Origin of the sequence: Kitasatospora sp. NPDC047058, assembly GCF_040643935.1 — a bacterium.
Classification (GTDB): Bacteria; Actinomycetota; Actinomycetes; order Streptomycetales; family Streptomycetaceae; genus Kitasatospora.
In genome coordinates, this window is record NZ_JBEYVJ010000258.1 from 1 (window position 1) to 10,483 (window position 10,483).

Consider the following 10,483-nt stretch of genomic DNA (forward strand, 5'->3'; position numbering starts at 1 on the left):
TTCGCCGCGCGCCGCGGGAGGTGCGGCTGCGCATGGTCCGCCGTGTAGCGGGCGCGTTTGGCGGCCTTGCGGGCGCGGTGCAGGGCCTGGTCGCGGTGCGGGCCCGGCTCGGTGTGCAGCGCGTGGTCGAGACGCTTGAGGGTCCGGCGCTGCTCGTGCCGCAGGACGCCGGACAGGTACGGACGGGCCTTGCGGTCGGCCCGCCGGCGCAGGGGCGGGGCGGCGGCGAAGGCGTCGAGCCGTTCCAGCAGGGCGAAGTAGCGGGTGCCGTCGAGTTCGGCGACGGCCTGCTGCCAGGCACTGCGGTAGCCGCCGGCGTAGCGCTCGGTGAGACGCCCGCGCAGGGCGTCCCGGCGCAGCCGGGCGGGCACGGCGTCCAGCCGGCCCACCAGGAGCTCGCCGAGGACCTCCTGGTCCCTGGCCCGGCCGAGCAGCCGCCCGAGCCAGCGCAACTCGGTGGCCAGCGGCTCGGCGCGGTCGCGTCGGAAGAGCGCCCGGTGGGCCTTGAGCTGGCTCCGCAGCCGGCGTGCGGTGACCCGCATGCGGTGCACGGAGTCCTCCTCGCCGCGGCGCACCGCCGCATCGAGGTCGAGGAGCGCCTCGACCTGGGCCCGGAAACCGGCCATGACGAGGGCCCCGGCCGACCCGGCGGCCGGTGCGGGTGCCGGCACGTCCGGCCGGGCCCCGGAGGCGCGCGGCCCGCCGAGGACCCGGGAGAGCTTCGACGGCCACGGCGAGCGGGCCAGCCCCGCGTCGGCGAACACCGCCTCGATGCGGTCCAGGAGCCTTGGTGTGCCCTCGTCCAGCTCGACCTCGAACTCGGTCCACCCGCAGACCTCGGTACTGGTCCCGCCCGGCGGGCCGGTGCCGTCCGGATCCGGGGGCCGGGCGTCCGAGGGCACGGTCCCGGTCCGGTCCGCGTCGAGGACCTGGGCCACGACCCGGTCCTCGGCGATCTGCGCGAGCGTGCTGCCCCGGTCGTCGCGCAGCAGCAGCACGCCGCGGTGGGTGCGCAGGTGCGCCACCGGGACGAGCGCGGCACCGCGGGTGTAGGCCGTGACGAGCTGCGAGAGCCCGGTCGGGACGCCGTCGGGGCCGCCGGTCCCCAGCGGCAGCCGGACCTCCTCACGCACGTCGTCGGAGCGCGGAAGCTTGAGGTGCCAGCCCGCGTCGCCCCCGCCGGTGCGCCGGCGCAGGGTGATGCGCCGGCGCAGGAGACGCAGATCCGACGTGTCGTAGTAGACGGCGTCGAGGTCCTCGGGCTCGGCGCGCTGCGCGGCCGCGACGCCCGGCACCTGGTCCAGCTGCTGCGGAAGCACGGCCCCCTCGTACTTCCGCTCCGTCTCCGTGTGCTGTGTACCCATGCCCCGGCGCCTGCCCGGGACGGCCGCACTCATGCACGGCGTCGCGTCGCGGCGTTGCGTGAGGAAGCCCCGGACGGTCTCCCGGTCGCGGCACCGGCCTGGACAATCGGATCATGCGTATTCGAGAAGTCCTCACCGAGGACCTTTCCCTGCTCCAGGACATCGAACGAGCGGCGGGGCGGTGCTTCCGCGGCATCGGCATGCCCGAGATCGCGGACGATGAGCCGCTCCCGCTCGACGAACTCGCCCGGTACCAGCGGGCGGGGCTGGCATGGGTGGCCGTCGACGAATCCGGAGCCCCGGTGGCCTACCTCATCGCCGACCACGTCGACGGGAACCTGCACGTCGAACAGGTGTCGGTGCACCCGGACAGCGCACGCCGCGGCATCGGACGGTCGCTCCTGGACCACCTGGTCGAACGGGCGGCGGCTCACGGCATTCCGGCCGTGACCCTCACCACGTTCGCCGACGTGCCCTGGAACGCCCCCTACTACGCCCGCTGCGGCTTCCGCCCGCTCGACGACACCCTGCTCGGCCCCGGCCTTCAGGACATCCGTGCGCGCGAAGCCGCCCACGGCCTGGACCGATGGCCCCGCCTGGTCATGCACCGCCCCGTGTGACGGCGGCCCCCCGCGGGCGAACAGGCTGACGGCGGCCGCAAGGACCCCGGCCGGCGCCGCAGCGGAGGCGCCCCGGCACCCCGCCGCGGTCGCCGGCAGCGACGCGCTCATCACCTGGCGGATCCCGTCCCGGGGGAGTCGTCCTCCCGGAGGGCGACATCCGGCCGTCCCGGCCTGGGCCGGCGGTTGTCAGGGGCCAGGGCGGTGGACCCGCTCGGCGCGGAGCCAGATACGGCGTACGGCACGCAGCACCGCCAGGCCGACCACGACCAGGACCACCACGTTCATCAGCAGCTGCAGCAGTGAACCCCACGCCTCGTGCCAGCTGCCGAAGGCGGCGGAGACCGCGATGTCCGAGGCGGCCGGGATCGTCGTCACCGAGATGAAGACACCAAGCAGCGCGTTCCCCCGCGCCTCGGTGATGGAGACGATGCCGACGACACCTGCGAGCACGGCGACGACGACGGAGAAGAAGTTCGGGGTGTTGATCAGGTTGGACACCGGGCGGAGCCCGAGGTCGAAGGCCCGCGGTTGCAGGTGGAACCCGCGGACCAGCAGCGAGAACGCCAGCGTCACCACGATGGCCAGCAGGAAACCGAGCGTCAGGGCGAGCAGGCCCTGACGGACCCGACGCCAGTTCCGCTGGTCCAGCCCCAGGGCGACGCTGGTGATCGCACCGTACTCGGGGCCCACCACCATGGCGGCCACGATCAGGATCTGCGAGTTCGTCAGGATCCCGACGGAACCGATGAGCCCGGCGATCACCAGCAGCAGGTAGAAGCTGGGCAGGTAGGCGCCCTGCTCCTGGATGCGCGCCTCGACGGCCGACCACAGCGGCGCGTGCAACAGCGCAGGCCGTTCCTCCGCCTCGAGCCGCCTCGCGCGACCGGAGAACACCGTGCCCGCGTCGTCCACCGCGATCGAGCCGTCGCGGTCGACCTCGAGTTCGCGCAGGACGCGCAGGACCTCGTTCGCCGCGCCCCTGGTCACGTCGCACTCCAGTGCGTCGCCCGCCGGGTTCAGCACCGTCGCCGGGTACCGGACCACGTTGAGGACCTGGCGGTTCGCCGTGAGCAGGTCGACCAACTCGTCCGAGAGCTCGGGCGGACTGACCAGGCGCAGGTGAACCAGATCCACCACAACCTCCGCTTCCTGCGGCACCGTGCCGCGCCATGCGTTCCGCCCCGCCCGTTGCGGCGAACATCCGGGTCCTTGCCGAACGGCGACCGGCACCGTCCCGCCGCCGCGTCCGTGCACCGGACCTCGCCACCCCCCGGGCCACGGCTCGTCGCTCCGCCCAGGGCCGCCGCACGGCCTTCAGGAGAGGGCGTTCTCGGCGAGCACGTCCAACGGGACAGGAGCGGCCGGTGACGGCCGGAGGGCGGAGGCAACGGCCGGGACGGCAGGCCCCGCCCACCCCGCCGCCGGGGCAACGGCTTCGGCCGCCCTCGTGAGGAAGGCTCTGCGGCCGCCGTGCCGCGTGCTGCTGCGCGGGTGATACGTGCTCATGACGGGCCGTCATCCCGTCGTACGGCCTTCGGCATCCCGCCCCACCCTCGTGCCCGGCCGCCCGGACGCGGCCACTGGTCACTTACCCTTCGCCACCGGGAGCCCTTCCAATCGTGACGCGGCCGAACCTCACCTGAACGCCCGATCACGCTCCCGCGCGCAGTGAGCCCGCGCCGTTCCAGCAGCCCGACCGGCCCTGGCGTCGGTTCCGTGAACGCCGCCCGTGGATCGCGCAGTTCGGCGGCCCGACTTGAGCAATAGGGTCGAGCCGCCCTGGAGGGAGGCCGTAGGGTGCCCGTGTGACGGATGAGCTGTTGTTCGCAACGGCGCCGGCCGACGGGGGAGGCGGGGAGGGCTTCCAGCGCTGCCCGCGCTGCGAGGAGACGACGGAGATCACTGTGCTGCGCGAGCGGTACCGGCAGGAGAACGTCGTGAGGGCGGCGCCGGTTCGGTCGAGCCCGGGCCCGGCCATCGAGGGCGAGTACGCCGGCCCCGCGGAGCCTTCCGTACTTACCGGCCAACCGGCCTGATCGTGCCCTGATCCCAGGGCGTTCCACGGGGGAGGAACATTCATGCGACACGGACTTCGTACTGTCTTCGGGGCGGCGGCGCTCCTGGTCACGGGCTCGGCGGGCTGCTCGGGTGGAGACGGGAACCCCGCGGTGCCGGCCGTTCCCCGCGCCTCCGCCCCGACCGTGGCGCCGTCGCCCCTGCCTCCGGACCTGACCGGGGCGTTCGACCGGACCCGTACCATCCTGACCGAATCGTTGGAGCAGGAGGCGGCCAACGTCCCCGGTCCGCAGGGATTGATGTTGGTCGAGGCGTGGCCGGACGGTGCGGCCTACGCTTGGGAGACCCCCGACCAGCGGCTCTGTTCGGCCACGGTCACCAGCACCACGGTCCGGGAGCGGATCTGCCACAGCAACCCCCTGGACCCGCCGGTCGCGTCGATCAGAGGGGTTCAAGCGCACTTCACCCTCTTCACCGACGGCTGGGTACGGGTCTTCAGCGCAGACCACCAGGAGGTGACCTCCGCCACCTGCGGCAGCACACCCGTGGCCGTCCGCCGGGTCGGGACCGTCGCGAGTGGGGCCAGGACGCTGTACGCCGTGCGGTTCGCGAGCTACACGAAGGGCAGCATCGGGTTGTCGCTGAGCCATGACGGCACGACGTCGGAGGCCCCGTTCGTGATCGGCGAACTCGGCGACCACACGTGCACCCCGACCTCCTGAGCGATGCACCGGGCGCGTCCAGCCAGCCGTCACCGCCGCTCGACGGTGGTCGTTGTCCCGGCTCGCCGGTTCCGGGGCCGGGGCGCGGAGTGGCGTGGCCGTGGGTGTCAGGTGACGGCCCAGACCGCGGTCAGGGAGGCCATGAGCACGCCGAGTGCCCCGAAGCCGAAGACCGCGAGCTTCCTGCGGCGGGTGCTGAACGGGTCCAGACGCTCCGAGGGCAGCCGCTCGGCGAGTCCGGCGAAGGCGCACAGCACCCCGCCGGCGGTGAACCCCACGCCGAGGAGGATCCCGACGGCGTCGTTCGCGATCGCGTGGACACCGGGTTCCACGCAGTCGTCGGCCCCGGAACACCGCACGGACACGACCGCGCCGGCGTCGTAGAAGTGGTCCGCACTGGGGATCTCCCACCGTCCGGCCGTCATGCCGCTGCCCGCCGGATCGCCGTGGCCCTCGCACACGGTGGTTTGGCCCCGCCCCTGGTGGTCGTACCGGCAGCTGTCGACGGTCATCCGGAGCACCGGACTGCCGGTCCGCCCTGACACGACGGCCAGGTCCCGCGTCGCGAACACGCCGACGACAACCCCCAGTCCGATCATGACCACGGCGATCAGCAGGAAGAACCCGCCCCGCGGCCGCGGCGCGGACGCCGGCCGGCCAACCGGTCGCGCACCGGGCCGGGTCCAGTCCCGGCGCTTCCGACGCTTCTGCCGGGCTCTCTTCGACGGCATGGCTACCCCCTGACTGCTGACGCCCGCGCCAGTGTGCCCGCCGAGCCGGCCGGGCCGAAAGCGATTTCCGCACCGCGCCTGGCGGAACCGATCAGTGGATCGAGTCAGGCGATCATGCCTGACTCCGGGGCCCCAACCATCGTCTTCAACGGACTTCCCACACCTTGCTCCTCATCAGACCGTCCCGTCGGCTCCGCCGACCCTTGCGCGGCTTCGTTGTCTCCCCGACCGGCAAGGCCTGCATTGCAGTTCCGGAGAGCATCCTCGCAATGGAGGGACGGTCTGTCCGAGGTCAACCAGGACCTCGGGGAGATGCTCGCGTGGTGTGGCGATACGATGCGGCGAGATGAACCGTTTCGACGCCGGCCTGACCGACTTCCCGCGGTGTCCTGACGGGGAGTTCGCTGATGCCGAGGAGCTCGTCGACCGGGCCGTGAATCCCGCGTTGTGGCAGTCGCCGTTCCCCTGAGCGGGCGTTCGATGTGATGCGTGCGCGGATTGGATTTGTCCATGGAGCTCGGCAGGCTGGCCCGGATCTTCGGTGAGCCTTCGCGACGACCGGCGGCTACGCCGTGGGAGCGTTCTCCCGCGGAGGTCGGGTTCGCCTTCCCGGCCGACTATCGGGAGTTCGTGGATCGGTACGGGTGCGTGCGGATCAACGGCGAGCTGTCTGTGCCGGTGCCGACCCTGCGTTCCTACGACAGTGGGCCGACTGTCGGCTTCCCCGGGTTCGTGCGGCTGACGACGGACGGGATCGCCGCCGAGCTTGCTGCCGACTCGGACTGTCCGTACCCCGTCTACCCGGAACCCGGGGGATTGCTCTCCTGGGGTTCCAATCTCAACGCCGACCAGTTCTTCTGGCTGACCGAGGGCGAGGACCCGGACGCCTGGCCGGTGGTCGCGTTCTATCGGAGCCTGGAGGAGTGGGACCGATTCGACGGCGGATTCGCGGCCTTCCTGCTCGCCGTCGTCGAGGGTACGTACGCGTACGCGGACGAGGTCGCACCGGCCAGTCCCGACGAGCCGCTGTGGCGGTACCAGGGTGACTGGCACTGGGTGGAGTAGCGGGCACGGCGCGACGGCGGCCCCGGAGGGCTGTCAGGCCGTCCTGCCCGGCGTGATCACTCCTCGACCAGGCCGCAGGCGAAGGGGAACGCCTCCACCCCGGACTCCAGGAGCCGGGGGCTTGCCGACGGGTCAGTCCGTGCGGTCCAGCCCGAGGGCGCTACCCACCGGGACCGCCCGCCACATCGCGCTGACCTGCGGAAGCGTTTCGACGAACGTGGCAATCCGGGACAGCGCTTCAGCCCGTTCCCGTCCGATGGGATCGAAGTCGAAGCCCATGCTGTCGCGCCAGGCCATATCGCCCAGGTCGGCCCAGGCCGGAGCATCGCCGAAGAACAGTTCGAGCTCCACGTTCCAGCGCTGTGGCTGCGAGAACCCGCCATCCTGGTCACGCTCGTCGTGCACCGCGAACTGCCGGGTGAAGACCAGTGCGGGGCGGTCGTCGTTCCAACTCCAGCGCCCCCACTGCACGATGAACCCGTCGCCGTCGTCCTCTGCGGGCACGATGCCGTCGATCCGCTCCTGGACGAACTCCTGGAAGGCCGACCAGGCCCGCGCAACGTCGTCGACTGCGTCCGGGTCAAGTCCATGACGTCGAAGGATCAGCGCGAACATCTCAGGACTGTTCTTCCAGTGCGTGGCCATGCCGGATGCTAACCGGGCACGGCCGGCTCCAGGACGGCGCCGGCCGGCCACAGAACACCGGAGGGCGGCGACAACGGGCCTCGCGCGGGCGCGTGGAAGGGGGTCCGTCGCCGTAGCCCTGAAGCCGCAGCCCCCTGTCGGGGGAGAACGGATCTCCGTACGATGACGTGTGTGATCAAGGAAAAGCCTGCTTGTCCGGTCCAGGCGCCGTGGCCGTCCGATGGTCTTCCTGCCGGCCGTGCCGGCTCCATGGCAAACCGTCGGGGGCGGCGATGAAAGGCGCCGTTACTCCGCCGCGGCCGTGGGATGTCACTTCGGTCTTCCCCGAGCTCGCCGCCCATGCGAGGATGGCGGTCCGGCTGCACCCCGCGCCGGCGAATCCGGGCCCGCGTGACAGCTCCGTGGGAGGACCGCTGGCCTGGCCGGAGGACGAGGCATGGCCGACCTGCCCGGGCGGCAGTCATTCGAGGCACGGGCAGCTCCACCGCCCTGCCAACGTCAGGGGTGAGCGGTCGGCCAGGTTCGCCTTCCACGGTGAGATCGGCTGGGACGCGATACCCGCGGACGCGTCGTGGCCCCTGCTGCCCGTGCTGCAGGTGTACGCGCATGACGTGCCCTGGTACGACGGCTTCCCGGAGGGCACGGACCTCCTCCAGATCCTGTGGTGTCCGTTCCAGCACGTCTACGACGGTCCGACGGTGCCGTACAACGGAATCGCCGGACCGTGGGTCCACGTCCGATACCGCCGCACCGGTGACCTGGGAGAGCGGTTCCTGACGCCGCCGGAGCCGGTGGCCATCGGCGAGTCCGGCTATCTGCCGACCCCGTGCCTGCTGCGGCCGGAGCCGGTGACCGAGTATCCGCATCCGGGTGCCCTGGGTGAGGAGTTCGAAGCCGGAGTCGAGGAGTGGGAGACGGCGACCTTCGGTGACCCCGACGACCCCGAGGAGTACGAACCCCGCTATTCCTGGGACCTCTCGACGGCCCCGGGCTGGAAGCTCGGCGGCCATGAACCCTGGAACTACCAGGGCTACTTCGGCCCGGTGCGGTGCAGCACGTGCGGTACCGGAATGCGCTTCGTGGCCTCGATCGCCAGCGACGAGTGGGACGGCGGAACGGAAAGCTGGGCTCCTGCCGGTTTCCTCGAAGGAGGCCCAAGCGACCGGCGTCAGCGCCAGGAGCCGACCGACGTGGTCATCGGAGGACGGGAAACCATGCGCATCTTCACCTGCCCCGTTTCCACGGATCACCCGGTCATCGGCGACCTGGTGTAGGCGAGCCCGACGGCACCACCTGCACCCACGAGCCAAACCTGCTTCCCTGAACTATTGGAGTTGATGCCCGAGGGCGGATCCGGGCAAGCTGATCCGATGCGCCGTGGTGGCGATCTGTCCGCCAGGGGATCCGGCTGCATCCGATGGGGGGAGTGTGGAAGATCCGGAGTTCGACGTGCGGTTGACCTCAAGCGGGGGCAAGGGGCTCGACCTTGTGCTGGCGGTTCGGTCGGTGACCGGGCTGAGCGCGTGGCGAAGCAAGCAGCTGCTCGAAGTCGCCCCGACGGCGTTGGTGGATCGGACATGGTTCGACGCCGCGGTGGATGCGGCGAGGCGCCTCAACGTGGCCGGCGCGCGAGCCGACCTGCTCTGTCGTCGGTGTGAGCGGCTGATGTCCCCGGAGGACTGTCCGGTGGACCCGGGGCCGTGTGCATCACCCTACTTGGCCCCGACGGGCTGCCCTGCGAGCCGATCACGGGCTTGATCAGACCACGGCCGACCTGGCCCGACTTCGAGGACGTAGAGAGATGACCAGCCAGGAGATCCACTTCGACTGCCGACGCCACGCCGAACGCGGCGTGCTCGAAGTCGTCCCGTGTATCGACCGAATACCACTCACCGACTTGATCGACCAGTTCGAGACGGACGCCGGGATGCAGCCGGCCGGCGACGCCTACGGTGGACTCATCCCGCAGTTCTTTCGGTTCGGCCCGATGGAAGACCATTTCCACGGACGATCCACCGGAGCCATGGGGCCGAAGACGCCCGTGCTCGGCTGTGAATGCGGCGAGTGGGGATGTTGGCCGCTGATGGCCGGCATCACAGTGACCTCTGGCCACGTGACCTGGGACTCCTTCGAACAGCCCTACCGCACAACGCGCGACTACTCGGGCTTCGGTCCGTTCCATTTCGACCGCCATCAATACGATGAGGCCGTAAAGGTCCTGAGCGCCGCAGTCAGCTCCCCTGCGACCTGAGAGCAACCACCGGCTCAGCCTGGGAAGGAAGCAATCGTGTTTGACCACGTGAGCGGACTACGCCCCGAGGACGCCGCACGCTGGGCCGCGCTTGTCGAGGAGGCCGGCGCACCTTCCGCCCGTCACAGGCCGGTGGCACCCCCGGCCGCCCTGAGGACGGAGTCGAGCGCGTCCGCCACGGCGTTGCGCCGCCTCGCGTGCACCGCCCGGTCCGCCGGCACCAGTCGCGCGGCGATCTGCACGGCGTAGGCGTCGGGGTCGCCGAAGGCGGTCCGCGGGTGCTCGCCCGTATCCGCGCAGTGAACCGTGACGTCCTTGACCGCCTGGAGCATGACGGCCCGGTCCACGGCCGGCTGGACGGCCAGCCGTATCTGGAAGCGCGCCAGCCACCTCTCGCGGTCCTTCTCCCTCGCCGCGTCCGTCGTCTCGTCCTTGCCCGCCATGTGCTCTCCCGGGTGGTTGCGGTCCTCTGTCATCGAGTCAGACGCCGAAGGTCTCGAAGGGGGTTGTCCGGGCACTGACAGCAGCCGCTGGGCTCGGCCGGCCCGTCACGGTGCTGCCTGCTCCCGGGAACCTTTCCGGTGGCGGAAGCGTCCCGTCCGGATGCAGGCGTTTCTTGATCATGAAGGAGTGGGACATGCCCGTCACGCTGGGCGAGGAGATCATGCTGCTGTCGCTCGACGACGACAGCGGCCAGGCGAGGGACCGGTGGACGGCCGGATGGACCGTCACCAGCGCGCTCCTGCTGGAACTGGCACTCGCCGGACGCCTCGGGGTGGACGACGGCCGGCTGGAGGTGACCGATCCCTCGCCGACCGGTGTCGCGCTCGTCGACGGCTCGCTGGAGCGGCTCGGCGCGTGGGTCGGGACCGTCAAGTCCGCGACGGTGGCGGCCTGGCTGCGCAAGGACCAGGGCAAGAGCGTCGAGGCGACCCTGGCGAGCCTGTGCGAGCGGGGCATCGTCACCGAGGAACGCCACCGGGTGCTCGGCCTGTTCCCGGTACGCCGCTACCCGGAGGCGGACGGCGCCGTCGAGCGCGAGCTGCGCGCCCGGCTGGCGGCTGTC

General features: G+C 71.4%; 13 protein-coding genes. 8 read left to right on the forward strand and 5 right to left on the reverse strand.

The window, feature by feature from the left end; translation table 11 throughout:
• The coding region (locus ABZ885_RS28570; protein ID WP_360194569.1) for a CYTH and CHAD domain-containing protein at window positions 1-1,364 on the reverse strand (1,364 nt) is incomplete at its 3' end.
• 113 nt (window positions 1,365-1,477) lie between these two features.
• Here ABZ885_RS28570 and ABZ885_RS28575 point away from each other — a divergent pair.
• Complete coding sequence (locus ABZ885_RS28575) at window positions 1,478-1,984, forward strand: GNAT family N-acetyltransferase (RefSeq protein ID WP_360194572.1); 507 nt, start codon at window positions 1,478-1,480, stop codon at window positions 1,982-1,984.
• Between the two features lie 189 nt (window positions 1,985-2,173).
• Here ABZ885_RS28575 and ABZ885_RS28580 read toward each other — a convergent pair whose 3' ends face one another.
• The gene (locus ABZ885_RS28580) at window positions 2,174-3,121 is read right to left on the reverse strand and encodes a DUF389 domain-containing protein (RefSeq protein WP_360194575.1); all 948 of its coding nucleotides are present in this window, start codon (window positions 3,119-3,121) and stop codon (window positions 2,174-2,176) included.
• Window positions 3,122-4,065: 944 nt separating this feature from the next.
• Here ABZ885_RS28580 and ABZ885_RS28585 point away from each other — a divergent pair.
• Window positions 4,066-4,725, forward strand: coding sequence for a hypothetical protein (locus ABZ885_RS28585; RefSeq protein ID WP_360194578.1), 660 nt, complete (start codon window positions 4,066-4,068; stop codon window positions 4,723-4,725).
• 107 nt (window positions 4,726-4,832) lie between these two features.
• Here the strand turns inward: ABZ885_RS28585 and ABZ885_RS28590 are convergent, their stop codons facing one another.
• Entirely contained in the window at window positions 4,833-5,237 is a 405-nt protein-coding gene (locus ABZ885_RS28590; RefSeq protein WP_360194581.1) for a hypothetical protein, read from the reverse strand.
• A gap of 565 nt (window positions 5,238-5,802) precedes the next feature.
• On the opposite strand from ABZ885_RS28590, the gene ABZ885_RS28595 reads away from it, so the two are divergent.
• Both ABZ885_RS28595 and ABZ885_RS28600 read left to right on the forward strand, forming a co-directional pair.
• Entirely contained in the window at window positions 5,803-5,925 is a 123-nt protein-coding gene (locus tag ABZ885_RS28595) for a hypothetical protein (protein ID WP_360194584.1), read from the forward strand.
• 41 nt (window positions 5,926-5,966) lie between these two features.
• Window positions 5,967-6,521, forward strand: coding sequence for a hypothetical protein (locus ABZ885_RS28600; RefSeq protein ID WP_360194587.1), 555 nt, complete (start codon window positions 5,967-5,969; stop codon window positions 6,519-6,521).
• Window positions 6,522-6,653: 132 nt separating this feature from the next.
• Here the strand turns inward: ABZ885_RS28600 and ABZ885_RS28605 are convergent, their stop codons facing one another.
• Window positions 6,654-7,136 (reverse strand): hypothetical protein, encoded by a 483-nt coding sequence (locus ABZ885_RS28605; RefSeq protein WP_360194590.1) that lies wholly within the window; start codon window positions 7,134-7,136, stop codon window positions 6,654-6,656.
• A 617-nt stretch (window positions 7,137-7,753) separates the two neighbouring features.
• Here ABZ885_RS28605 and ABZ885_RS28610 point away from each other — a divergent pair.
• From ABZ885_RS28610 to ABZ885_RS28620, 3 genes are all read left to right on the forward strand, one after another.
• Window positions 7,754-8,440: a hypothetical protein gene (locus ABZ885_RS28610; protein WP_360194593.1), complete on the forward strand. Its 687-nt coding sequence runs from the start codon at window positions 7,754-7,756 to the stop codon at window positions 8,438-8,440.
• Between the two features lie 175 nt (window positions 8,441-8,615).
• Entirely contained in the window at window positions 8,616-8,924 is a 309-nt protein-coding gene (locus ABZ885_RS28615; RefSeq protein WP_360194602.1) for a hypothetical protein, read from the forward strand.
• A 43-nt stretch (window positions 8,925-8,967) separates the two neighbouring features.
• Entirely contained in the window at window positions 8,968-9,417 is a 450-nt protein-coding gene (locus tag ABZ885_RS28620; protein WP_360194596.1) for a hypothetical protein, read from the forward strand.
• Window positions 9,418-9,539: 122 nt separating this feature from the next.
• Here the strand turns inward: ABZ885_RS28620 and ABZ885_RS28625 are convergent, their stop codons facing one another.
• Window positions 9,540-9,860, reverse strand: coding sequence for a hypothetical protein (locus ABZ885_RS28625; protein ID WP_360194605.1), 321 nt, complete (start codon window positions 9,858-9,860; stop codon window positions 9,540-9,542).
• 194 nt (window positions 9,861-10,054) lie between these two features.
• Here ABZ885_RS28625 and ABZ885_RS28630 point away from each other — a divergent pair.
• Window positions 10,055-10,483, forward strand: a 429-nt coding sequence (locus tag ABZ885_RS28630; RefSeq protein WP_360194599.1) for a GPP34 family phosphoprotein, incomplete at its 3' end; no start/stop codon positions are given.

Excerpts from the sequence above, each read along its gene's own strand:
- ABZ885_RS28600 (WP_360194587.1), top strand. The coding sequence starts at position 5,967 with ATGGAGCTCGGCAGGCTGGCCCGGATCTTCGGTGAGCCTTCGCGACGA.
- ABZ885_RS28620 (WP_360194596.1), top strand. The coding sequence starts at position 8,968 with ATGACCAGCCAGGAGATCCACTTCGACTGCCGACGCCACGCCGAACGC.
- ABZ885_RS28625 (WP_360194605.1), bottom strand. The coding sequence starts at position 9,860 with ATGGCGGGCAAGGACGAGACGACGGACGCGGCGAGGGAGAAGGACCGC.
- ABZ885_RS28595 (WP_360194584.1), top strand. The coding sequence starts at position 5,803 with ATGAACCGTTTCGACGCCGGCCTGACCGACTTCCCGCGGTGTCCTGAC.
- ABZ885_RS28605 (WP_360194590.1), bottom strand. The coding sequence starts at position 7,136 with ATGTTCGCGCTGATCCTTCGACGTCATGGACTTGACCCGGACGCAGTC.
- ABZ885_RS28590 (WP_360194581.1), bottom strand. The coding sequence starts at position 5,237 with ATGACCGTCGACAGCTGCCGGTACGACCACCAGGGGCGGGGCCAAACC.
- ABZ885_RS28575 (WP_360194572.1), top strand. The coding sequence starts at position 1,478 with ATGCGTATTCGAGAAGTCCTCACCGAGGACCTTTCCCTGCTCCAGGAC.
- ABZ885_RS28585 (WP_360194578.1), top strand. The coding sequence starts at position 4,066 with ATGCGACACGGACTTCGTACTGTCTTCGGGGCGGCGGCGCTCCTGGTC.